We start from the raw sequence: 23,526 nt of genomic DNA, 5'->3' as shown, positions 1-23,526 counted from the left end.
CTAATAAAACACTTTAAACATATTTTACTGTACAAAGTATTTTTACTGAATTAAGATGCGGTTTTGCGTAAGTCCTAAGAAAATTGAAATCAGGAAATTCACATGTCAGTCCAAGCATCGCAACTCAACACGACTTATCGCAGTCGCGGTCTCACGAATAATTTAGCTGAAACACCGATGTTACATGCGCCGCACGTCCGTTTGAAGAATGGCCGTAGCTGCATCCCTCAGCATTATCTGGAATATCAGCAAAGTCTTGCTAGCGTGCAGGAAACCCTTGCTCACATACGGCTAGACCAGCATAGCCTCTTGTTCGCTGATCAGGATCTTAATGGCTTGTATTTACAAGTTGGTATGATAGGACGGGAAAATTACGAGCGCGGCAATCTCATCCGGGCGCGCAAACTGGTGTATGGCAGAAAATGGCGCATAGAGAGCTATACACCGACTTCAGAAGTGATACAAACCGCATTTCTGGCAGTGAAAAAAGCGCGTGAACACGAAATACGCGAACTACTCACGCTGCGCGAGCCTGTTTCTGGTCGCGCTAGTGCCGCGTTTAGTTGCCATCAGGATTTGCCTTTAATGGCGAATAATCGCGACTTATGCAATCCCGCCAGACACGATGTGCCGCTGACTGTGGCTGAAATACAGGCGTGCTTGAGTTCGCTTAGAGTCGGGCAAAGACGCATCACTCTGCTTGAACAGCAGCAGCAAAAAGGTATGCTGTTACTCGATTTACAGCTTGGGCTAGCGCCTTTGGCCAGAATGATAGAGGGTGATTTTCCAGAGTTAGATCATCACCGGTTTTTTATCCTGCTCAAATACGCCAGTGTCGGCGACTTATTACACGAAATTATGGATAGCCTGATACAAGACAGCGATCGCCGGGTTGCCGAAAATTTTTTGTATCAAGGCTATGCCCGGTTTAGTCGCAAGCTAGATCCATTTGCGATTGCGGCGCTATCGCTGGCCAGCAGACCGTATACGCGAGACTTGGCCAACGGGCGCTTCGACCCTGTCTTTAAAAAGAGTAATTATCAAGTCGATACCCTGCGAGTACCCGCTCTGGGCAAAGGAAGACTGGCGCGCTGGAATGCGAAAAAATTAGCGCAATTTCCTAAACTGGATGGACATATGCCAGCAGGCTATGTGACGGAAAGCGCTAGAAGGAAAGCCTGAACCGGCGTTGTGATCATCATTCAATCAATCAACTATCGAACTGATCTTTGGCAATAAAAGAATCAGTAATATCGGCAGCGATCTGGGTAAGGCTGTCCAAGGATTTAAGACGGGAGTGAACGCAGGGAGCGATGAATCATGAAAACGCAGCAATAATCCAGAATAAAACCCCAATAAAACCAGAATATGCGGAAGATCTGTGTGGGATGAGCAAAAAATCTACCGGGTCGGTATCGCTATGCGGGACTGAAGATCAGCATCGCATAGCGACATTTTCCGCGTAACTAAAAAACTCCCTGTAAGGAAATAGAGATTAACTTTGAGTCACCAAAAAATGGATAAGAATAATGTGACTTATCCTTGCTGACATCGTACTGCAGTTTAAGTGCGGTATTTTTTCTAAAATCCCAACGCAAAGACAGATAGTGCGTGTTACGTCCTTCAGTCGGCTCATTGACTGTGGTGTACTGTGAATAGGTGTACATCGGAGTCCACTCTTTATATTGATAGCCTACCGCAAACAAGGCATATTTATAAATGTTGTTGAGCCCTTTCGCCGCATCGACTTGTTCATAGCGATCCACCTCGGTTTTGATCAGCCAATTTTTATAATCCATATTGGCGGAGATTCCCATGATCTTGGTCGATTGATCCTGAACAAAATACAGACGGCTGCCATCAGGATTATCTTGCCAGGTACTGTCTTTATATCCCATGAACATGGCACGAACGTCAAAAATACCGTTGTTCACCGCTACAGACGTACCCAGAATACTTTTCCAGGATTCGTGCGTCGGCGTGGTGTAATAAATCAGGGTATCGTATGCGTTCTCTTTTTGTGTATAGCCGCCGGTCCATGCGGCGATGGTGGCGGCCCAATCGCTATTTCCCACTTGAGTGCGATAACTGACATTCGCGCCGTTGTAGGCATAGATAGGCCAGCCATATACGTCCGGTGCTGGTCGCACCCAAGGATAGGCGTAGCCTATGTACAGATAATCGCTGTAATAGTACAAGGGGATGCGCATCTTACCGGCCTGGAAAGTCCAGGCAGAATCGGCTGAAGGCGTCCAGGTCGCATAGGCCCAGTCTACTGTCGGACGTGAGCCATCGTTGGGATTGTTTGCGCGACTAATGAGTTGTGCGGTCGCCGAAAAAGTAGGTGTGAAATCCTTCTTGATCTGAACCCCAAGCAGTGACTCCTGATCGACCTGGAAGCCTTTGCTCTTTTGGTAGACGCTGGCATATTCCCAGCCCTGTATCGTGCATGGACATTTCCATTGCTGGTAGGTCCATGGGTCGCTGCTGCCAAGTGCAGAACCACTTAATACCTTGGCGCCGGTCAGATTGTAAAATCCAGTCAGTTTCCAGCTACCGTCTTCCGTTAAGTCGATCGCGGATGCTGTCATTGGAATAAGGCTGGCCAGGCTCAAAGCTAATAATGTGTGTTTCATCGCATAGTCTCCTAAAAGAGTAATCAATATGGCAGGCTTCAAGGTATGGTCGCGATGACTTTAACGCTGTCATCTACTGCCGATTTTTCTATATACCCGATGGCGTTCACATTCTCGCTTATCGCTTTTTTGACTTCTACACTCGACTTATATTCTTTGGGCGGCTTGCCCTTGCCCGTGAAGACAATTTTTGCCCAGATTGCCTGCACCTGTGACGGTTCTTTTTCTAAGACTTTTTTATAAAATTCGCTACGGATCGCTGAACCGTCCGCTTGCTCAAGAGGAGTAAACATGACCGAGCCGCCAAGGAAAAATTGTGAGGCTTGCGCCGACGTCATGCGCGAGGCTTGGTTTTGAGGATTAACGACGATGACAAGTTCGGCTAAGGCGGGCAGCGTAATCATTGATAAAACAGTGGCGATTACTGTGGGGAAAAGAGCGTTTTTCATTATTATTTTCCTAACTGTTGATATGCGTGACCAACATCGAAATATAAATACTCAACAACCCAGTGAGTCTACGCCTGTATGCCGAGAGTGGACGTTTTGTCGTGAAATCGCAACGATGCTTGTTCAGTCGGTACTTGAAGTGCGTCGAAAAATGAATCGATGAGGCCCGCTGGGAAAGACCGGAGATCGCTTTCTCACTTTAGCAATAATCATTTTATCGCGCCATTTAAACACTTAAGACATATTTAACTGTACAAACTATTTTTATGTGTTTATGATGATCTCACTCCAGCCAATTACCATGGGTGTAAATGGCGATGGAGGATAAATGGAGAGTAAAAATGATCAAGAATTTAATCGAGCAAAGCAATACCCGACGTGGTTTTTTGCGTGGCAGTAGTGTCGCAATGTTGTCCGGTGGTGCCGTTCTCCTATTGGCGGGACAAGAGGCGAATGCGGCAGGCAGTAAGGGCGACATCGCCAATGATGTCGGCATTTTGAACGTCGCTTTAGGATTGGAGCATCAGGGGATTAACGCCTACACCTTGGGGGCCAAGAGTGGCTTGCTGCAAAAACCGGTGCTCGATATTGCGCTGCGCTTTCAGGACGATCACAAAATCCATAGAGATTTGCTGATAGGCGCCATCGTCAAACTGGGTGGAAAAGCGGTAGAGGAAAAATCTCTGGAGGTGTATGCCAAAGCACTCAATGCAGCCGAATTGAAGAGTCAGGAAGATATTTTGAAATTGGCCTTGTCCTTGGAACTAGGGGCGACCAATGCTTATCTGAGCGTGATCCCAGCGTTTAAAGATAGTGCATTTGCCAAAATCGCCGCCAGATTGGCCGCCGATGAAGTGGCGCATTGGGCCATTCTAAATAATGCCCTGGGTTTGCCCTTGCCAAAAGCCATGTTGTTCGGTGCCTGATTGCAGTTTTGTGTTGGCCGCTTTGCGCACGCAAAAGCGGCTAGCGCGCCTACCTGGATGGGGAGCTTTGATGAAAATTATTCTAACTACAGTCACGCTGTTGAGCGCCTTGCTCGCGCCACTGGCGCAGGCTGAAGGCGATTTAAAAAACGGTCAGCTTTTGTACGGTGCGCAGTGTATCGCCTGTCACTCCATCGCTGCGAGTATGGCCGGGCCAGCGCATAAGGGCGTGTTTGGTCGAAAAGCCGGTAGCGTTGCTGATTTTGAGTACAGCCCCGCCCTCAAAAAGTCTAAGCTGCTGTGGACAGAAAAGAACCTGGATCTGTGGTTGAGTAATCCAGAAAAATTCATCCCTGGGCAAAAAATGGGCTATGCCGTGGCCAGCGCCAAAGACCGCGAAGATTTGATCGCCTATCTCAAAAGCCAGCCTTAATCTAAATCTTTTTTCAACGATAGAAAGTAGTTCAGTATGAAAACATATCAATGCGCCATTTGCGGTTTTATTTACGATGAAAGCTTAGGTCTGCCAGAGGAGGGGATCGCCGCCGGTACACGATGGACAGACATCGATGAAGCTTGGAAATGCCCTGATTGCGGCGTTGCCAAAGCCGACTTTGATATGCAAGAAGTATAGGCGGCACAGCTCAGTGACTGGCACCGCCAGCACCTGAGTCCAGACCAAATTAAGGAGTAAGCATGCATGAAATATTGATCGCGAGCGCAGTCGCCAGCGCCATTGCCTTGGGCGCGATGAGCCCAGGCCCTAGCTTTGTGATGGTGGCGCGAATCGCGGTGAGCCGCAGTCGTCAGCAAGGCTTAGCGGCCGCCTTCGGCATGGGTGTCGGTGGTAGTGTGTTTGCCGCCGCCGCGCTGTTGGGCTTGCAGGCTTTATTGACAGCTGTGCCGTGGCTATACTTAGGATTAAAACTAGCGGGTGGCGCGTATCTGCTGCTGATGGCATATCGCATCTGGAGTGCCGCCCCTGATAGCTTAAGTGTAGTGACTGAGACGCCGCAGGCGCGAGGATCGCAAGTGGGCAGCGTGCGTCGGGCATTTGTCTTGGGCTTGGGGACGCAATTGAGCAACCCGAAAACCGCCATCGTGATCGCCAGTATCTTCGCCTCTTTGGTGCCGCAGCAAGCCTCGTCCCGGCTCTTGATCGCTTTACCGTTACTGGTGTTTGCGATTGAGGTGCTGTGGTATAGCACGGTGGCTTTGCTACTCTCAGCCGTAGCGCCACGCGAAGCCTACTTGCGCTACAAGGCCGGATTAGATCGTGTGGCTAGTAGCGTCATGGCCTTACTGGGTTTACGTTTGATTTTGAGCGTTGGCAAGATCTGAATTCGCAGCGTTGCCATGCTAGGGAATGAAAGGTACTTCAAATTATTTCGGGAACTTCTAAAAACCCTTTAATCGGGATGCAGCGCAAGGCGCAAACCGGAGCAATACGTCGGTATTGCGAGGATTTGCAACGCAGCGATGCGCCCGAGTATGGGGTTTTTAGAAGTTACCATCTCAGTGATACGCAATCTGGATGCGCCTTCCAGGCCATAATGCTGCCAGCAGGCGCATCTAGCTTGCGCCTGCTGTTGGGCGGCTCTGCCTGATCGGTGCTCAGTGTTTATTGCGCTGGTGGCGCGGCCGGTGTTGCCAGGGCTTGGCCTTTTTCTATAACGTAGACGCCGACTAATTTGACGCTGGTGCTGCCAATATTTTTGGCGCCGTGCACGATGCCGGCCGGTATGATAAATCCCTCGCCTGCCTTGAGGATGCGAGTCGGCTGGCCGGCCACCATCAGCTCGGTTTCGCCTTCCTGGATATAGCTGATCTCGTCGCCGGGATGGGTGTGCCAGCCGACTACGACACCTGGTGCAATCTCTACTTTTGCCACGACCGCTTCGCGTCCTGGCACCGAGACATCGGCACGCGTGACGATAGTACGGGTCAAACCAGCGGTTTGAGCGTGTGCGGTATCAGGGGTTAGGGTGACGATGGCTAAAGTACTGAGGGCGAGCGCGGCAAGGCTGGCGTTAACGAGCTTGATTTTTAAGGTAGTGGTCAAAATGCCTCCTGATGATAGACGCGAGAAAAATCCGGGAGAATACAGCCGCCCCTAGATTGAACTTAGGGCGCGCACTGATTTGACGCCTGATCGTCTTTCTTGTCAAGAATTCAAACAAAAAAGACGCATGGCTATGCGTCTCTGGACTAGGTCAGCGGCATTTCACGCATCAGCAATCAGGCCGCTGTTTTGTGGCTTGTCGTGTTGATCGGCATAGTCATCGTCGCTTGCTTTACTTGCATCGTGCGTAAGACATCGAAGCCACACTCCAGATCGCTGATCAAATCCTGTACGCCTTCCAAGCCTACATGCAGGCGCATCATCGGCGCTTGCCAGTGCTCAGCGTTGATACTGCGGCAGTGGCGCGGCGCGGTGGGAAGTATCAGACTTTCAAAACCGCCCCAGCTAAAGCCTATGCCGAACAGCTCAGTACGGTCGATTAACGCGGCCACTTGCTCCTCGCTAATATCCGCACGGAATACCGCGCCCATCAGGCCGCAGGCATATTCAGGGCGGAAATCGCGTTTCCAAATGGCATGGCCGGCGCTGCCTTCCATAGGCGGGTAGAGCACCTCGGCAATTTCAGGCTGCGCTTTCAACCAGGTGGCGATCTGGTGCGCGCTGCTTCTGTGCATCGCCAGACGCGCCGACAGCGTGCGCAAACCGCGTAGCGCCAGTGCCGCATCGTCGCCGCTGATGGTTAAGCCGAGTTGCTTGTAAGTGCAGCGCAGGCGCTCGGCCAAGGCCGCAGTGGTGAGGATGATACCCATCAGCGCATCGGAATGGCCGACGATGTATTTGGTGGCGGCGTGTAGCGAGACATCGATGCCCAGCTCAAAGCTAGACCAGCCTATCGGTGTGGCCCAGGTGCTGTCGGACACCACCAAAGCGCCTTGCGCATGCGCGATCTTGGCGATGGCGGGAATATCTTGCACTTCAAAAGTGAGCGAGCCAGGTGATTCTACGAACACCACTTTGGTATTGGGCTGCATCAGTGCGCTGATGCCGGCGCCTATCAATGGATCGTAATAGGTGGTGCTGACACCGATTTGCTTGAGCATGCCTTCGCAAAATAAACGGGTAGGATCGTAGGTGGTGTCGACCATCAACAAATGGTCGCCCGGCTGCAGCAAAGCGAGCAGGGTGGTGGTGATGGCGGACAGGCCGGATGGCGTCAACAGACAGGCGGCCGCACCTTCGGCGGCGCACAGTGCATGTTCTAGCGCGTGCGTGGTTTCGTTGCCGTGGCGACCGTAGATGCCACGGGTGCCGCTGGCTTTATTTAAGGCAGCGACATTTGGGAACAACATGGTGGATGCGCGTATCACTGGCGGATTGACTGGGCCGCTATGCGCTTTGCCCTTGCGGCCAGCGTGGGTCAGCAGGGTATCCATTTGCCATTGTGGGGTGGGCTTGTGCATGTTGTGTCCTTGTAGTGGCAGCGCGGCTTAAATGAAAAGTGCAGCTGCTGCAATTGAGTATAGGCGCTATCCTAACAATGTTGACGGGGAATTATTTTCCAAAAATCACTCTAATTTTCATGAATTAGAGAATAATTTTCTATAAAGTAGAGTTTATGGATAAAAAAGATCTCGAAATACTCGCTATATTGCAAAAGGACGCCTCGGTAGCGCTGGCCGATCTGGCTCAGGCCGTGCATTTGTCGGTAACACCTTGCTGGCGCCGCGTGCAAAAACTGCAAGAAGAGGGCGTGATCCGCCAGCAGGTCGTCTTGTGTGATCCGACTAAGCTTAATCTGGGGCTGACGGTGATGGTGGCTTTAAAGGCGGCGCAACATAATGAGGCCTGGATGCAGCGCTTTATCGCGGGGGTGCGCGACATTCCTGAGATCGTCGAGATTTTTCGCATGAGCGGCGAGATCGATTATCTGCTAAAAATGCATGTGCCAGACATGGCCGGTTTTGATGTCGCCTACAAGAAGCTGATACGGGTCGCTGATCTGCAGGATGTCAGTTCCAGCTTCGTCATGGAAGTGATTAAAAGCACCACCGCCCTGCCTTTAGACTACGCTATCTTAAAAACCGTAAAATAGGATACTGGGGGTGGGTATTTTTATTTCGCGCAATGAATATATGCGCAAGTAGCAGATATTATTAAAAAAATGAGGGAGTATATGCCTTCTAACGCTAAAGACAGAGAGTAAAGCTTGGATATTTTTAACCGCATCATTGCCATTATTTTGCCGGTATTTATTATCATCGGTCTCGGTTACGCGTATGCCCGCTACAAGGGCGAGGGGCTCAAAGACGATATGCTGGCGGTGAATCGGGTCAGCATGGATGTGCTGTGCCCGCTACTGGTATTTACCGCCTTAGCCGCCAAGGATTTTGATGTGGCGCACAATGCCTGGCTGATCCTGGCGGGCTGCCTGATTGCACTCGGTTCCGGCTTATTGGCCTGGCCGGTGGCGCGCCTGTTTGGCTACGATGTGCGCAGTTTTGTGCCGCCCATGATGTACAACAATTGCGGGAATATGGGCTTGCCACTGGCAGCCTTGGCGTTTGGTGCCAGCGGTTTGTCGGCTGCGGTGGCGCTGTTCATGGCCTGCAACCTAGTGTATTTCACGGTCGGTATCATGATTATTCAGCGCGGCCACCCTGATCATAAAGCTTCGCCGTTTAAGTTTTTACTCAGCCCCATGATGCTGGCGATGATGGCGGGTATGCTGTTTGCCCTGCTGCAATGGCGTTTGCCGATATTCTTATTTACCGCACTCAAGATGTTGGGCGATGCCTGCATCCCTATCATGTTGTTTGCGCTGGGCGTGCGCATGCTCGATATTAATTTCTCTAGCTGGCGCATAGGCATGGTCGGCGCCATCGTCTGCCCGCTCGCAGGCATCCTCATGGCGCTCTTGCTAGAGCAGGTGTTGCCACTGAGCGCGACCCAGCGCGGCCAGATGTATCTGTTTGCCGCCTTGCCGCCCGCCGTATTTTGCTTCATGGTGGCCGAGCAATATCAGCAAGAACCGGATAAAGTCGCCTCGATAGTCTTATTAGGCAATCTGGCCGCGCTGGTGTTTGTGCCCCTAGGTCTATGGCTAGGTTTGCGCTGAAGCTGACTACATTTTGTGGTAAGAAAAAGACGCGCTGTGAGGATATACACATTAGCCTAAGCGAAGGATGCAGGATAGTTTCGCCATCTTGCGTAATCTTGAGTGTTGTTGTGTTTGTGATAAATTCTATCGATAATATTTTGATACTCTAGACGTCTATGAGTATCGAATATTCACCCTCCATGACGACTAGGTCTTCGTTTAGAAGCGACATCAATGGCCTGCGCGCCTGGGCGGTCGCCGTGGTGATTCTCTATCATTTCGGGGTGCCTGGTTTTGGCGGTGGCTTTGTCGGGGTCGACATCTTTTTTGTGATCTCTGGATTTTTGATGACGGGCATCGTCATCAAAGGTTTGCAGCAGGGACATTTTTCCATCCCGGATTTTTATCTGGCCAGAGCCAGACGGATCTTGCCAGCGCTGCTGGTTTTATGTGCCATCTTGCTCGGGTTCGGCTGGTTTTTGTTGATGCCCCCCGATTACCTGATGCTGGGCACGCATGTCATCGCCAGTCTGCTGTTTGTGTCGAATCTCAAGTACTGGGATGAGGCCGGATATTTTGATCTGGCATCCCACGATAAATGGTTGCTGCACACCTGGTCACTTTCTGTGGAGTGGCAATTCTATTTAATTTTGCCGCTACTGCTGTGGGGCGCATGGCGACTCTGGCCGGGCCGGCGCATGCAAATAGCCGTGCTACTGGGTGCGCTATTGCTGTCATTTTCAGCCTCGCTCTGGGTCACAGCTTTCCTGCCTAGTATGGCGTTTTATTTACTGCACACGCGAGCCTGGGAAATGTTGGCGGGTGGCTTGGTGTTTATGGCCAGTGCGCGGCCCAAGCTAGCGCCCGCAATGGCGCGCTGGCTGCAGGCACTGGCCTTTGGGTTGATACTGGCGTCGGTCGCGCTGTTTGATAAGACGACTGCCTGGCCGGGATATCGCGCCGCCTTGCCGGTGCTGGCTGCGATGTTGATTTTGTGGCTAAATCGGGCCTCTGTTTGGACTGCTAGCCGCGCTGCACAATGGCTGGGAGACCGCTCGTATTCACTGTATCTATGGCATTGGCCCGTGTGCGTGGCCTTAGTGTATGCCGAGTTGAATACGCATTATCTGGCGACGTTTGCCGGAATTTTACTCACGCTGCTACTGGGACATTTATCGTTTTTGTTGGTAGAAAACCCTAGCCGTAAAGTATTAGCGATTAAGCGCGCAATGCCAGCGATGCTGGGATTAGCACTGGCCGCTAGCTGCGTGTTGTTGCCAGCAATGCTGGTACGTATGCAGAGCGGCTTAGCGGGGCGTTTTGCCAGCGCGATAGAATTGGCGGCGGCCGAGGCAAATAATACCAATCCGCGCCGAGAACAGTGTCATGCACACCAGGGGATAGAATCACCCTCCTGCCTATACGGTGGCCAGAAGTGGAAGCTGATCCTGGCCGGCGATAGTCATGCGGGGGCGATCGTCACGGCATTGGCGCAAGCTCAGCCGGAGGTTGGTGCGGGTGTGGTGCAATGGACCTACAGTGGTTGCGCTTTTGTGCCGGGAATGCAGCTCATTTCCGACGCCGGCAGCATCCGTAAAGATTACCAATGCAGCGGATTTATTAATTGGGCCAGTGCGCGTATGCAGAGTTTGCCGCCCAGCGTACCTCTGTTGATTGTGAATCGCTATCCGGAATATTCGCGTGAGACGCAGCTAAAGCAAGAAGCGCCACCTATGTTTTTTTCAAAAACCTACGCCAGTATGACGAATGAATTTTTTAAGGAATTCGCCGATGCCATACGCAAATCGTCTTGTCAATTGGCGCAGGGTCGGCAGGTCTACCTGATGCGCCCCATCCCCGAGATGGGCGTGGATGTGCCGCGCCTGCAGTCGCGTCGTATGGCTTTTGGGCTGGAGACGGATATTTCGATATCTCTGAAAGACTATCATGCGCGCAATGAATGGGTATGGGCCGCGCAAGACGCAGCGCATGCGCAATGTGGCGTGCAAATACTCGATCCGCTGCCTTATTTGTGCCACGACGGTCGCTGTTACGGTAGTAAGGATGGCAGGCCTTTGTATCACGATGATAATCATCTCAGCGAATACGGCAATAAGCTCTTGCTACCTATGTTTGCCCAGGTGTTTCGGGCGCAATAGGCTGGCGCTGATTAAGTGCGCGACTGCAAGCGGAAGCGGTAATGTTCCTGGGTAAATAGATCGACACCGCATTGCAAATTTTCTATCCAGTCTAAGAACGCGGGAATCGCCTCGCCAACCAGGTAGCGGCCATGTTGCGGCACTAGCATCTGCACCTCCATTTGGCGCACCATATTTACCCAGAACCTGCAGACCTTATTCGACACCATATAGCGCTTATGGAAGCCGCTCATACTGTGTAGCTGCGCATAGAACTCGTCTTTTGTTTTGATCGGCTCGCTAATTTCGTGCGCATCGACCATAGAGGCGCCCATGTCGCCGGAGAATAGAATTTTTGATTTACTGTCGTAAAACTGAAAATTGCCTTCTGCGTGTAAAAAATGCGCCGGTACCGCGTACACCGTGGTGTCGCGCAAATGGATAGCCATACCTTCATCGGGAATGCCGGTGATACGGCCATCGGCGCGATTGAGATTGCAAAAATGGGGAACAAAGCGCGACCACAGAGACGAGACGTAGAGCTGACATTCTGTGCTGAATAACCACTTATCGAGTGCGCCGATAATATCGGGATCCTGATGGGAGGCAAATAGATATTTCAGCTGTTTTTTTGGGATATGTTTTTGTAGCTCCAGCACCAGGTTATTGTAGGTGAGATTGCCGCTAGGGTCGATCAGTGCACCTTCGCCATCTGAGACGATCAGAAATTGATTGGCTTGCACCGCTTCATCACTGCCACCTTTGCCGAGGTCGTTAAACATCAGACAAATGTGTTTGCCGTCATTGAATAATTCTATTGCCACTTGCTACTCCCGTGTCGCGCCCGGCTAGGTCTAGCCAAACTGTGTTAGCGCCTGATTTTAGGGGAGTTAAATTTTAGAAACTTGATTTGGATCAGGTAATTGCACTGGAGATATGAAAAAAAAGCCTGGAACTTGAACCAGGCTTTTTTCTAATCGTTGATTTGTAAGTCGCGGCTGAGCGAAATTATTAATACCCCAAGGTCTTGCCATCCGGATTGCGCGGGTCTGAGTAGCCCTCAAAACCCACGGGTGTAATTTGTATGGTCTGGGTGCGCCCCATAGGTCTAGCGATGATAATTTTTTGCCCTTTTTGCTCTAACAGGCGTTGGGTATCTGCTCCTATACCTTTTTCTATGCGTAATTGATCGGGCTCCCACTGTTGATGGATGCGCGGGGTGACCGTTGCTTCTGCCACATTCATGCCGTGATCGATCACGTTCAATATCATTTGTAGCGTGGTGGTGATGATGCGACTTCCACCCGGGCTGCCAGTGGCCAGGAAGGGTTTGCCATCTTTCAGAATAATGGTGGGGGACATAGAGCTGAGTGGACGCTTATTTGCCTCGACTGCGTTGGCGGCACCGCCGATTAGACCGAAGGCATTGGGTACTCCGGCTTTGACAGAAAAATCATCCATCTCATTATTTAAAGTGATGCCTGTACCTGCTGCCACGATGCCGCTACCGAATAAGAGGTTCAGCGTGTAGGTGGTGGCGACCACATTACCATGTTGATCCGCCACCGAATAGTGAGTGGTTTGATCGCTTTCGTAGGGCGCTAATTTACCTGGCTTAATTTGGCTAGACGGGGTCGCCAGTTCGGGATTGATATTTTTGATGAGTTCTTTGGCGTAAGCGGGCGAGGTAAGCGCTTTTACCGGCACTTTGCTAAAATCCGGATCACCCAGGTATTCGGATCTATCAGCGTATGCGAGCTTCATGACTTCGCTCATCAGATGCAGATTTTGCGCGCTGTTGACGCCTTGTTGACGCAACGGGTAATTTTCTAGCATATTGAGCATCTGTACGATGTGCACACCACCAGAGCTAGGTGGCGGCATAGACAGCACCTGATAACCGCGGTAATTACCGGTGACCGGCTGGCGTTCTATCGCCTTATAATTTTTCATGTCGGCGCTAGTAATCAAGCCTTGATGTGCCGCCATCTCCGCGACGATTTTTTTGGCTATCTCGCCTTCATAAAAAACCTTGGGGCCTTGCTCTCCTATCAGTCGCAGCGACCGTGCCAGATCTTTTTGAACCAGTAGTTCCCCGGCCTTGAGCGGGCGTTCACCCTTGAAGAAAATTGCGCGGCTTGCTGGCCATTTACCCAGATGCTGCTGGCTATAGCTGAGCATTTCTGCCAGATGCGGGCTGACTTCAAAACCTTGTTCGGCGAGTTTGATGGCGGGTGCAATCAGGTCCTTGAGTTTCATGCTGCCGTATTTGCTCAGGGCCAGATCTAGGCCCGCTACTGTGCCTGGCACGCCAACGGCCAGATGACTAAAGGTAGAACTGCGCGGTATTACTTTGCCGCTTGCGTCCAGATACATATTCCGACTGGCAGCCGACGGTGCCATTTCTCTAAAATCGAGGGCAATGTCTTTGCCGCTCTTGGCATCATGTATCAGCATAAAACCGCCGCCACCGATATTCCCGGCATTTGGTAGTACCACCGCTAAAGCGAAGCCGACTGCAACACTGGCATCGACCGCATTGCCACCGCGCTTGAGAATATCCAGTCCGACCTGGCTAGCCAGCGCCTGTTCGCTAGCAACCATGCCATGGCGCGCCGTGACCGGGCTGAAAATGCTGTAACTGGTGTCGTAAACTGGAAGAGTGGCGGCGGACTGAGCAATCGCCAGTGGCGCGCACAGAGTAAATGCGATGGTGAGTGTGAGTGGCAGGCGGAGATGTATCGATCTTGGTGTGGTAGTAGGCAAAATACGTCCTTGGCTAAGGCGGGATAAGAGTTTAATTATGCAGGCAATTTTAGTGCGGTCGAAACAATTGTATAGGAAATATTCCTTGCGCATGTTTAGGGGCGTCAAATTCCAGGCGAAAAAAAACCACCATCGCTGGTGGTTTTTTTCTGATTTATCCAGCTTGCGCTGGATAAAAAGCGGGAATTACTTCGCTGGAACTTCAGCAACAATCGCACCGCGTGGTACAACTGCGATAGCAACAGTAGCATCGTCACCGTGAACAACGGCAGTAACGCCTTTAGGTAATGTCAGGCTAGAAACGTGCAGTGATTGACCGGCTTCCAGATTAGTCAGATCAACTGTGATGAATTCTGGCAAGTCAGCAGGCAAGCAAGTAATGTCCAGATCAACCAATACGTGGCTGATGACAGCTGCGGACAATTTCACGGCAGGAGAAACGTCTGCGTTGATGAAGTGCAAAGGCACTTTAACGTGTACGTTTTTAGTTGGATCTACGCGTTGGAAATCAGCGTGCAATACCAATTGTTTGTATGCGTGGATTTGGAAATCGCGCAACAGAACTTTTTCAACTTTACCATCCAGATCCATATCCAGAATGGATGCGTGGAAGGCTTCTTTTTTCAATGCGTGGTACAAAGCATTGTGATCCAGAGTGATCGATACTGGTGCAGCAGTGCCACCGTAAATGATACCAGGAGTTTGACCAGCGATACGCAGGCGGCGGCTCGCTCCGGTGCCCTGTAATGTGCGTGTAGATGCGATAACTTTCATTTTGTTGCTCCAAAAATTGCAAATCCAAACTAAGTGTTTGTCATTGCGGTGTTGAATCCCCGCGACCAGGAATTCAAAAAAGCCCCGCTGTTTAAAAACAGCAGGGCAGAAAATTTAGGCTAAGAATTAGTCAGTAAATAAAGAAATGACTGATTCGCCTTTAGTAATGCGGCGGAAAGTTTCTGCCAGCAGGCTGTCGCAAGACAATTGACGTATCTTGCCGCAGGCACGTGCTGCTTCCGATAATGGAATGGTGTCGGTGACGACCAGTTCATCGAGCGGTGACTGGATGATGCGCGCAATCGCAGGGCCAGACAAGACCGGATGCGTACAGTAAGCCAGCACTTTTTTAGCGCCGCGTTCTTTCAATACTTCTGCTGCTTTGGTGAGTGTGCCTGCAGTGTCGACCATGTCATCCATGATCACGCAATTGCGGCCTTCGACTTCACCGATGATGTTCATGACTTCTGAGACATTCGCTTTCGGACGGCGCTTGTCGATGATCGCTAAATCACAACCCAGGCGTTTCGCCAAGGCACGGGCGCGAACTACGCCGCCTACGTCTGGCGATACGACTAACAGGTCATCATAATTTTTTGAGACCAGATCGCCCAGCAAAATAGGTGAAGCGTAGATGTTATCAACCGGAATATCGAAGAAACCTTGAATTTGGTCGGCATGCAGATCCATGATCAGGACGCGGTCAACGCCGGCTTCTTCCAGCATATTCGCAACCACCTTGGCCGAGATCGCTACGCGCGCTGAACGCGGGCGGCGATCTTGTCGGGCGTAACCAAAATACGGGATGGCGGCTGTGATGCGACCGGCTGAGGCGCGCTTGAGAGCGTCGACCATCAACATGATTTCCATCAGATTGTCATTGGTCGGAGCGCAAGTCGATTGCAATACAAAAACATCTTTACCGCGTACGTTTTCGTTAATCTCGACCATCACTTCGCCATCCGAGAACTTGGAGACGTCTGCTTTGCCGAGAGGGATACCGAGTTGCTTCGCTACACCTGCAGCCAATGCGGGATTGGCGTTACCGGTAAAGACCATCATGTTGTCGTTTATGCGTGGCATGAGATCACCTATTGGCTAAAGGTTAATGGATGCGAGAAATTAAAAAAGCCGCCGCATCATGTATATGCGGCGGCTCTGTATTTAATGGCAGGGGAGGAAGGATTCGAACCTTCGCATGCCGGAATCAAAATCCGGTGCCTTAACCAGCTTGGCGACTCCCCTACACAACTGTGTTGCCCGATGCGTTTTAAATTCTGCGCTATTTTAGCGTTAACTTCGCATCAAACCAAATCTTTTTATGCCTGCACCAGATGCGCCATCGGATGCTGACTCAGTGCTCTTGCTTTCCAAGATATCCAGCGATCCGGTACTTGTTTTAGAACTTCATCGGCTGAAATTTCATCAGCGAAGTCGCAAAAAACACATGCTCCAGATCCTGTCATCTTCGCATTTCCAAATTTACTTAGCCAATCAATGACTTCAGCGACTTCCGGAAACAGCGTGCAGGCTACTGCTTGTAAATCATTTCTCAAGTGCTTATCTGCGCTACCAGAGAAGTCCGTTATTCTGAAGGTCTTTGTGTCCCTTGTCAATTCTTTTGACGAAAATATTGCAGGGGTTGGTACTTGGACACCCGGTTCTATCACCAGATACCAGCAATCCGGGGTAGTGATTTCTTGTAAAACTTCGCCCACACCTTCGGCAAAGGCATTGCGACCGAACAAAAAAAACGGCACATCGGCACCTAGTTGCAAGCCCAAATTCATTAATTCCTGCCTGCGCAAACCGCATTGCCACAGACGGTTGAGTGCAATCAGTGTGGTGGCGGCATCCGAGGAGCCGCCACCCAAGCCGCCGCCCATGGGTAAAATTTTGTGCAAAGTGAGCTCGGCGCCATACGGACTGGCGGTGTGCGCCTTGAGTAAGCGGGCGGCGCGAACGATCAGATCGCTGTCTTCCGGAACGCCCGCAATCTCATTAGTGCGGTGTATCAAGCCATCTTCGCGCCGCACAATATCAAGCGTGTCGCCATGATCGATTAATTGAAACGCGGTTTGTAGTAAATGGTAGCCATCGGCGCGCCGCCCGGTGACATGCAAAAACAGATTGAGTTTGGCCGGCGCCGGACATTGCAGCATGGACTGATCCAAAAGCGCATCCATTTTGTGAGGGGAATTCATGGTGTATTCCATTGATCAATAATTATCTTCAGGCTCACTGCGCCAGCTTGTGGCGTGTAGCGTTGCAGATCGAGTCGTTTGGGGCGGATTTCGCCAGCCTCTTGTATCCAAGTGACGTAGCGCAATTGCCAGCCATCGGCCGTTAGCATGAGATTGTCTTCAGTTGGCAGGGCGCTAGGCGTTTGCCTGGCGTTGCGGCTATAGCCTTGCAGCCAGTCTTTTAGCCCGGCCACTGGCAATGGCCAGCCTAGGGCCTCGTCCAACAATTGATCCAGATTGGCGGCGCTGCGCATGTCCTGATTGGCTTGCTGCAGGCGCGCGCCGTGTGCGTCTTGCTCTATGCTGGCGATCGTTTGCCCGAGTGGATTGAGCAAGTTGATGTGTAGCTTTTCATGGTCTTGTGACCATTCAAAACTGCCGGGTAAACTTTGCGCTTTGTCGTTGTGCTGATACTGGACGTGGATGCGCCCGCTGAGATTGATCTGTTCACGGTAGTGGCGGGTCTGCGGCTGGGCTGCTTGATTGCTTTCAGTCGCACGAGGCATTCCTGGGGGCGTCGCACAAGCACTCAATAACAAGCCCAGTGAAATGCTCAGGGAAAACGATAAATAACGGGAGTATCTAGACTTGTGTCGCAATTGCGCAATATTCATGAGGGCTTTTGATGATTTCCACTCTATACATGGGGGAGTATAGAGTGGCGGAATGGTTAGGGTTTGACGTTGAGGCGCAGCAAAGTGCTCTTCAGGCTTTCGTTGTCAGCATCTTTGCTCTTGGCATCACGCCAAAATGCCCTAGCATCTTCATGTTTTCCTGCGATCCATAAAACTTCGCCTAAATGAATGGCGATTTCAGGATCTGCTCGCAATTGGTAGGCGCGGCGCAAAGCTTGCTCGGCTTCTTCGTGCTGCCCAAGACGAAATTTAACCCAGCCCAAGCTATCGAGAATGAAGGGATCTTCCGGCGCTATTTGCAAAGCTTTTTCGATTAAGGACAAGGCCTCAGGAAGATGAATATTTCTATCTGCGTAGGAATAGCCCAAAGCGTTGTAGGCATGCTGACTATTCGGCGCTAGTTCTATGACACGCTTAAGTTGAGCTTCCATCAGCGGGATATTTTTCTGAGACTCGGCCAGCATGGCGTAATCGTAAAGCAGATCTGGATTGTTTGGAAAACGTAGGGCTGCGTTTTCCATGACCGTCATCGCTTCCGCAGCGCGTTTGGCATTTCTGAGTAATTGTGATTGCGCCTGCAAAATTTGGATCTCTTCGCCATCGTTGGCGGCTTTCAGGTTTTTCAGAAACTCGAGTGCTTCTTTGAGTTTGCCGTCTTTCGCCATGATTTGAGCACGGCGAAACTGTATGTTTAGCCAGGCTGCGTTTTTACCTTCATACGAATCAACCTTGCTCAGCCAGTTGAGTGCCGCTGCATTGTCTTTGCGTTCCAGGGCTAGTTGCGCCAAATTCACCAGGCTAGGAGTAGGATCGCGTTCCTCTTCGGGATGTGCTTCCAGGATCGCCAGATACGAGAGAAAATATTTTTCGGCTAATTTAAACTGACCGCTATCCATGGCTAAAGCGCCTAAGGTGTAAATGCTGGCCACATCATCGGGCTTGTCGCGTAATAGACGTTCAAACTCATGACTGGCCTTGTCTAGTTGCTTCATTTCTATCAGCATGCTGGCATAGGCAAGTCTGACATCGCGCGAGTCCGGATTTTTTTCAACAAAAGCGGCGATTTCTCTGAGTGCATCCGGTTTTGATGAGGCCTGAGCGATCGTTAATATCGCCAATTGTGAATCTGGTTTGAGTGCCAAAGCGGTTTTTGCTTCGCTAATGGCGCGCAGATTGTCGTTATTGTTATACGCTCCTTGGGCTAAAGCTAGATGCGCCTCCATGCTTGCCTTGTAGGGCGAAAGTATTTCTTCTAAGGTGTCGAACGCGGCTTTTTTGTCGCGCGCACGTGCCAGCAGGCGCTGGGCTTGCAGCATGATCAGGCCGTATTGTTGTGGTGTCGCACTCTGCAGTTTTTCGCTATAGATTTTCTGTATCTCCGCCAGATTGCCATTGACGATCATAAAGCCCAGATAATATTGACTGGCTTCGCTAGACTCGGGCGCTAATTCACGCCAAAGCCGAATGGCAGTCAGCGCTTCGGCGGGTTGCTTGACGGCTAAGGCCATTTCTGCGGCGCGTTTGGCGAGCCTAGGGTCACGGGTTTGTTGCGCTGCACCTAAAATCGTGACATAGGCCGATTGCCAATTGCCGCGTTGATAGGCGATTTCTGAAGTGAGTATCTTGTATAAAAGCTCTTCGTTTAAGGCAACATCAGGAAGTTTGTCGTTGGCGCTAGCTTTTTCACTTAAGACGGCGAGCTTGTCGTGTGGCCCGTTGCTGGGTTCGGCTAAATCCGGCGCTGTCGGCATTTGTTCCGGTGCATGCTGGGCAAATGTGCCAAAGTTGGCGCAGCCGCTTAAGCTGGCTGCGACACTGATCATTCCTACACAGAAAATATGTCTGATGGGGCTTGCTATTACAATAGTCGCAAAAATGTTTTTCAAAACAGCGTCCTGAATTGATCGATGATGCCTGATTTTACGCTGAAGCGTCGCTTGCGTGGTGCGCTCTGCACTGGTTCTGTGTGTCAAATTGTAAATATTTTATAGATAAATATGCCTGAATTACCTGAAGTTGAAGTGACGCGACGTGGTGTGACGCCGCACTTACAAGCCAAAACCGTGAGCGAGGTGGTGCTGCGTCGCAGCGGTTTACGTTGGCCGTTTCCGTCAAATCTGCCTGACTTATTGAAAGGCGAGACCATCTTAAGTACCGGTCGGCGCGGCAAATATCTGTTGCTCAATTTTGCGCATGGCACGCTCTTGATTCATTTAGGGATGTCTGGCCATCTGCGGATTTTGCCGGCCCTAACCCCTGCTGCCAAACACGATCATATCGATATCGTCGTTGGTGCCGAGCTCTTGCGCATGCATGATCCGCGCCGTTTCGGCGCAGTGTTGTGGCATGCGGCGATTGATGGTGATGTAGCAACACATCCACTATTGCGTGGCTTAGGGGTGGAACCACTGGAGGCTCAATTCAATGCACAACTGTTGTATCGGCAATCTCGCCAGCGTCATGCCGCGATCAAGCAAGTCTTGTTAGCCGGCGATATTGTGGTGGGAGTAGGGAATATTTATGCCTCAGAGAGTCTGTTTAAAGCCAGGATAAATCCGAAAGTCGCCGCCGATCGTATCAGCTTAGCGCGCTATACCTTGCTGGTGGCGGCGATCCAAGATACTTTAGCCGCCGCGATAGAGAAGGGTGGCAGTACTCTGCGCGACTTTGTCGGAGTGGACGGGAAATCGGGTTATTTCCAACAGTCGTATTTCGTTTATGATCGCTGTGGCGAGCCTTGTCGTATTTGCGGCACCACGATCAGGCAGATTAAACAGGGACAACGTAGCAGTTTTTACTGTGTAAATTGCCAAAAATAAGACAGAATGTTAAATTCCGATGTAATGCGTAAAATTGATTGAGGGCAATATGAGTAATCTGGTTCAAAAATTCCAGGAATACAGCGATTGGCGTAAGGGCGTGTTGAGCGCACTCGAGCAATATCGCTCGTGGCTCAGTGGTTCAGAGTTAGCCGATGCGGCTATCGATCAAAGAATGGCACGATTGCAAGAAAGATTGATCGATGACAAATTGACCATCGCTTTTGTTGCAGAATTTTCACGCGGCAAGTCAGAACTCATCAACGCCATCTTTTTTGCCGATTATGGTCAGCGTATTTTGCCATCCTCGGCCGGCCGCACTACCATGTGTCCAACCGAGTTATTGTATGACGAGTCGATGCCGCCGTGTATTCGCCTGCTGCCTATCGAGACGCGCGGTGAGGCCTTGTCGACCAGCGATTACAAAGGGCAACACCATGTCTGGACAGTTTTGCCGCTCAACATTAGTTCTGGCGATGGCATGCTGGAAGCGTTCAAGCAGGTTAGCCTGACCAAGACGGTGAGTATAGAAACGGCCAAGTCTTACGGTCTTTATGATGAGAGCGACCCTGATGCCGCTTTAGAGCTAGATGAAAATGGGTGCGTAGAAATTTCGCAATGGCGTCATGCCATCGTCAACTTTCCGCATCCGCTGTTAAAAGAAGGTTTGATTATCGTCGATACCCCAGGTTTGAATGCGATTGGTACCGAACCTGAATTGACACTCAATCTGATACCGAACGCGCATGCCGTCTTATTTATTTTGGCTGCCGATACTGGCGTTACCAAGAGTGATATTGATGTCTGGCGTAATCATATTGGCAGCGGACCTGGGCGTATGGTGGTCTTGAATAAGATCGATAGCATGTGGGATGAATTAAGATCTCCAGAAGAAATTGAACGACAAATTGCACATCAGGTCAGTACCGTTTCGCATATTCTGGCGCTCGACGAACATCAGGTTTTCCCTGTGTCGGCACAAAAAGGTCTGGTCGCTAAGATACACAAAGATGCACCTTTGTTAGCGAAGAGCCGCTTGCCGGCCTTGGAATATGCGCTTTCTAAAGAGTTGATCCCGTCCAAACAAGAAATTATTCGCGCACAACTAGCCTCTGATCTGCATGAAATTATTAATGGTCAGCGTTCTGTGATCGCCGCTCGTGGTCGCAATATCGTAGACCAGATGCTGGAATTGAAAAGCTTGCGCGGCAAAAATAATACCGTGATCGAACACATGATGAAGCGTGTCGATGTAGAGAAAAAAGAATTCGATACTAGCTTAATCAAGATGCAGGGTACGCGTGCGGTCTTCACTAAGTTGTCGACTGAAGTGTATACCAGTCTGGGTATGGAAATACTGCGCGAGGAAATTAGAAAATCTCGCGAAGATATGGAAAGCAGTAAATTCTCTGCCGGCTTAAAAGACGCCATTCGAACTTTCTTTGCGCAAATCAAAGAAAATCTGATGACCTCGAATAAAAAAATCGATGAAATCTCAGAGATGATGGGTGTCATGTACCGTAAATTTTCGACTGAGCATGGCCTGGCCTTGACGGCACCTATGGCTTTCTCTTTGGATAAATACGTACAAGAAATCTCGAAAATTGAGGCTGTATTTCAAAAGCAATTTAGCACCATGACTTTATTGACGACTTCGCATAAAGTTTTGATACAAAAGTTTTTTGATTCGGTCGCAGCAAGGGTTAAACAAAGCTTTTTGCAAGCCAATCGCGATGTCGAAGCATGGCAAAAAGTGGTGATGGCGCCCTTGGAAGCACAGATACGCGAACATAAAAATCAGTTGAAAAACCGTATGCAGTCGATACAGCGTATCCACGTCGCGACCGATAGCCTGGAAGATAAGATTGCTTCTTTTGATGCTATGCAGGCAGAAATTGAAGCCTTAAAAGCGGCTATGGAGAAATTTGAGTCTAGCTTGAAAGGCGCCTTGGCAAGCGAGTTAACCGGTTTGAAAAACGCTGCTTAAATAGTGGCGCAGAAGAAAAAAGCACCGTAAGGTGCTTTTTTTTTGGGCTTATTTTTTAACACTGACAGCTGTCGCGATGCCCATGAGCCAGCTGGCAAATTCGACATCCATACTGTCACCCCAACTACGTATCAAGGATTGGTAGCGGGGAAAATCTCCGTTACGCGTGAAATTCAACATCTGTTCGATTTTGTCTCTATGTTTCTCCATCATGAAGCGTACCGCGAGATAACCCCAGCTATATACCCGTGCCGTTCCATTGTTACTTTCATAGCCAGTCTCGAATAATTGACTCAAGGCATAAGTTTTAGCGCCAGCTAATTCGCTTGCAGGCAAATTGCTTGTTCCTTTTGCGATGTACTCTGCCACGCCTTCGGTCCACCAGACTAAGTACGGCGCCATCGGAGCTGGCTTTGCACAATTTTCTGGCGCTGAATGTGAGTCATGTAAATTCGTGCAAAAATCTCCATAAAGGTTAAACCGGCCATCCAGATAGTGCACATATTCGTGGCCCAGATTGTGTATGCTGCCATCCTTTTTTTGATTGGCGACAAATTCTGCCTGATTGCCGGGTTGTTCCGGCAGCCCTTCCAGATACATGCCACCATTGTCGGTCGGCATGTCGAAATGAGTCCCAGCGTATTTTACGAAATCATCGCGCGACTGATAAATATTAGCTCTTAGTGCGACATTCGAGTCATGCTTGACGGGTTTTCCTGCGCTGCTAAAAGTAGTATGAAATTTCTGCTCTATCTCGCCCAACATCTTGCAGGTAGTTTGCTCTTGTTCTGGCGTGAGCGCTTGTGAACGCAATACCAGGGTCGGGCCGCAAGCATAGGAGCGCGACAATACTTTTTGTATTTCTATATCTAGGGCTTTGACTTGCATTTGCGGGCTAGCTTCATGCTTGATAGGCGCCAAACTACATGCCGTCATCGCAACGGTGCTGATTAAAACGAATAGACGTAATTTCAAAAGGATCTCCAAGCGTTTGAATTATTTACTTAGCCTTTAAGCTATTAATTCAATTATA

23 protein-coding genes and 1 tRNA gene are annotated in these 23,526 nt (G+C 50.3%); 11 read left to right on the top strand and 13 right to left on the bottom strand.

What is annotated here, in order from left to right; translation table 11 throughout:
• Positions 1–102 precede the first annotated feature (102 nt).
• Positions 103–1,182: a hypothetical protein gene (locus EJN92_RS05005; protein WP_126126802.1), complete on the top strand. Its 1,080-nt coding sequence runs from the start codon at positions 103–105 to the stop codon at positions 1,180–1,182.
• 34 nt (positions 1,183–1,216) lie between these two features.
• Complete coding sequence (locus EJN92_RS22115; protein WP_126129783.1) at positions 1,217–1,324, top strand: twin-arginine translocase TatA/TatE family subunit; 108 nt, start codon at positions 1,217–1,219, stop codon at positions 1,322–1,324.
• A gap of 142 nt (positions 1,325–1,466) precedes the next feature.
• On the opposite strand, the gene EJN92_RS04995 is transcribed toward EJN92_RS22115, so the two are convergent.
• Positions 1,467–2,636 carry a hypothetical protein gene (locus EJN92_RS04995; RefSeq protein ID WP_126126801.1) on the bottom strand — a complete coding sequence of 390 codons (1,170 nt, stop codon included), beginning with the start codon at positions 2,634–2,636 and terminating at the stop codon, positions 1,467–1,469.
• Between the two features lie 38 nt (positions 2,637–2,674).
• A complete protein-coding gene (locus EJN92_RS04990; protein WP_170174872.1) occupies positions 2,675–3,085 on the bottom strand; it encodes a type 2 periplasmic-binding domain-containing protein in 411 nt (136 codons plus the stop codon).
• A 341-nt stretch (positions 3,086–3,426) separates the two neighbouring features.
• Between EJN92_RS04990 and EJN92_RS04985 the strand changes: the two genes are divergently transcribed.
• The 4 genes from EJN92_RS04985 (at position 3,427) to EJN92_RS04970 (ending at position 5,352) form a co-directional block, all read left to right on the top strand.
• The gene (locus EJN92_RS04985; RefSeq protein WP_126126800.1) at positions 3,427–4,011 is read left to right on the top strand and encodes a ferritin-like domain-containing protein; all 585 of its coding nucleotides are present in this window, start codon (positions 3,427–3,429) and stop codon (positions 4,009–4,011) included.
• 70 nt (positions 4,012–4,081) lie between these two features.
• On the top strand, positions 4,082–4,444 hold the full coding sequence (locus EJN92_RS04980) for a c-type cytochrome (RefSeq protein ID WP_126126799.1): 363 nt from the start codon (positions 4,082–4,084) through the stop codon (positions 4,442–4,444).
• A gap of 36 nt (positions 4,445–4,480) precedes the next feature.
• Complete coding sequence (locus EJN92_RS04975; RefSeq protein WP_126126798.1) at positions 4,481–4,645, top strand: rubredoxin; 165 nt, start codon at positions 4,481–4,483, stop codon at positions 4,643–4,645.
• Positions 4,646–4,707: 62 nt separating this feature from the next.
• Positions 4,708–5,352, top strand: coding sequence for a LysE family translocator (locus tag EJN92_RS04970; RefSeq protein WP_126126797.1), 645 nt, complete (start codon positions 4,708–4,710; stop codon positions 5,350–5,352).
• Positions 5,353–5,632: 280 nt separating this feature from the next.
• Here the strand turns inward: EJN92_RS04970 and EJN92_RS04965 are convergent, their stop codons facing one another.
• Together EJN92_RS04965 and metC are read right to left on the bottom strand one after the other, a co-directional pair.
• Entirely contained in the window at positions 5,633–6,004 is a 372-nt protein-coding gene (locus EJN92_RS04965) for a cupin domain-containing protein (RefSeq protein ID WP_126129781.1), read from the bottom strand.
• A 245-nt stretch (positions 6,005–6,249) separates the two neighbouring features.
• Positions 6,250–7,494: a cystathionine beta-lyase gene (gene metC / locus EJN92_RS04960; RefSeq protein ID WP_126126796.1), complete on the bottom strand. Its 1,245-nt coding sequence runs from the start codon at positions 7,492–7,494 to the stop codon at positions 6,250–6,252.
• A 155-nt stretch (positions 7,495–7,649) separates the two neighbouring features.
• Here metC and EJN92_RS04955 point away from each other — a divergent pair, with 155 nt between their 5' ends.
• The 3 genes from EJN92_RS04955 (at position 7,650) to EJN92_RS04945 (ending at position 11,290) form a co-directional block, all read left to right on the top strand.
• Positions 7,650–8,126, top strand: a complete 477-nt coding sequence (locus EJN92_RS04955) for an Lrp/AsnC family transcriptional regulator (RefSeq protein ID WP_126126795.1) — start codon at positions 7,650–7,652, stop codon at positions 8,124–8,126.
• Between the two features lie 114 nt (positions 8,127–8,240).
• The gene (locus EJN92_RS04950) at positions 8,241–9,149 is read left to right on the top strand and encodes an AEC family transporter (protein WP_126126794.1); all 909 of its coding nucleotides are present in this window, start codon (positions 8,241–8,243) and stop codon (positions 9,147–9,149) included.
• A gap of 182 nt (positions 9,150–9,331) precedes the next feature.
• Positions 9,332–11,290 (top strand): acyltransferase family protein, encoded by a 1,959-nt coding sequence (locus EJN92_RS04945; protein WP_170174871.1) that lies wholly within the window; start codon positions 9,332–9,334, stop codon positions 11,288–11,290.
• 11 nt (positions 11,291–11,301) lie between these two features.
• On the opposite strand, the gene EJN92_RS04940 is transcribed toward EJN92_RS04945, so the two are convergent.
• The 8 genes from EJN92_RS04940 to EJN92_RS04905 form a co-directional block, all read right to left on the bottom strand.
• Entirely contained in the window at positions 11,302–12,093 is a 792-nt protein-coding gene (locus EJN92_RS04940) for an oxygen-binding di-iron domain-containing protein (protein WP_126126792.1), read from the bottom strand.
• A 187-nt stretch (positions 12,094–12,280) separates the two neighbouring features.
• Positions 12,281–13,999: a gamma-glutamyltransferase gene (gene ggt, locus EJN92_RS04935; RefSeq protein ID WP_407701549.1), complete on the bottom strand. Its 1,719-nt coding sequence runs from the start codon at positions 13,997–13,999 to the stop codon at positions 12,281–12,283.
• A 222-nt stretch (positions 14,000–14,221) separates the two neighbouring features.
• On the bottom strand, positions 14,222–14,809 hold the full coding sequence (locus EJN92_RS04930) for a 50S ribosomal protein L25/general stress protein Ctc (protein ID WP_126126790.1): 588 nt from the start codon (positions 14,807–14,809) through the stop codon (positions 14,222–14,224).
• A gap of 126 nt (positions 14,810–14,935) precedes the next feature.
• Complete coding sequence (locus EJN92_RS04925; RefSeq protein ID WP_126126789.1) at positions 14,936–15,892, bottom strand: ribose-phosphate pyrophosphokinase; 957 nt, start codon at positions 15,890–15,892, stop codon at positions 14,936–14,938.
• Positions 15,893–15,977: 85 nt separating this feature from the next.
• Positions 15,978–16,054 (bottom strand) — tRNA-Gln (locus EJN92_RS04920).
• Between the two features lie 74 nt (positions 16,055–16,128).
• Positions 16,129–17,013 carry a 4-(cytidine 5'-diphospho)-2-C-methyl-D-erythritol kinase gene (gene ispE, locus EJN92_RS04915; RefSeq protein WP_227869712.1) on the bottom strand — a complete coding sequence of 295 codons (885 nt, stop codon included), beginning with the start codon at positions 17,011–17,013 and terminating at the stop codon, positions 16,129–16,131.
• Positions 17,010–17,666, bottom strand: a complete 657-nt coding sequence (gene lolB / locus EJN92_RS04910) for a lipoprotein insertase outer membrane protein LolB (RefSeq protein WP_126126788.1) — start codon at positions 17,664–17,666, stop codon at positions 17,010–17,012. Before lolB ends, ispE begins: the two co-directional genes overlap by 4 nt.
• A gap of 56 nt (positions 17,667–17,722) precedes the next feature.
• Entirely contained in the window at positions 17,723–19,510 is a 1,788-nt protein-coding gene (locus EJN92_RS04905; RefSeq protein WP_126126787.1) for a tetratricopeptide repeat protein, read from the bottom strand.
• A gap of 174 nt (positions 19,511–19,684) precedes the next feature.
• Between EJN92_RS04905 and mutM the strand changes: the two genes are divergently transcribed.
• Together mutM and EJN92_RS04895 are read left to right on the top strand one after the other, a co-directional pair.
• Positions 19,685–20,506, top strand: coding sequence for a bifunctional DNA-formamidopyrimidine glycosylase/DNA-(apurinic or apyrimidinic site) lyase (mutM, locus tag EJN92_RS04900; protein ID WP_126126786.1), 822 nt, complete (start codon positions 19,685–19,687; stop codon positions 20,504–20,506).
• 49 nt (positions 20,507–20,555) lie between these two features.
• Positions 20,556–22,493: a dynamin family protein gene (locus EJN92_RS04895; RefSeq protein ID WP_194074965.1), complete on the top strand. Its 1,938-nt coding sequence runs from the start codon at positions 20,556–20,558 to the stop codon at positions 22,491–22,493.
• A 48-nt stretch (positions 22,494–22,541) separates the two neighbouring features.
• On the opposite strand, the gene EJN92_RS04890 is transcribed toward EJN92_RS04895, so the two are convergent.
• Positions 22,542–23,468: a collagenase gene (locus EJN92_RS04890; protein WP_227869711.1), complete on the bottom strand. Its 927-nt coding sequence runs from the start codon at positions 23,466–23,468 to the stop codon at positions 22,542–22,544.
• Between the last annotated feature and the right edge of the window lie 58 nt (positions 23,469–23,526).

It is taken from the genome of Undibacterium parvum (assembly GCF_003955735.1).
GTDB classification, from domain to species: Bacteria; Pseudomonadota; Gammaproteobacteria; order Burkholderiales; family Burkholderiaceae_D; genus Undibacterium; species Undibacterium parvum.
The sequence above is the reverse complement of the archived record's forward strand: the minus strand, read 5'-3'. Positions and strand labels throughout refer to the sequence as shown.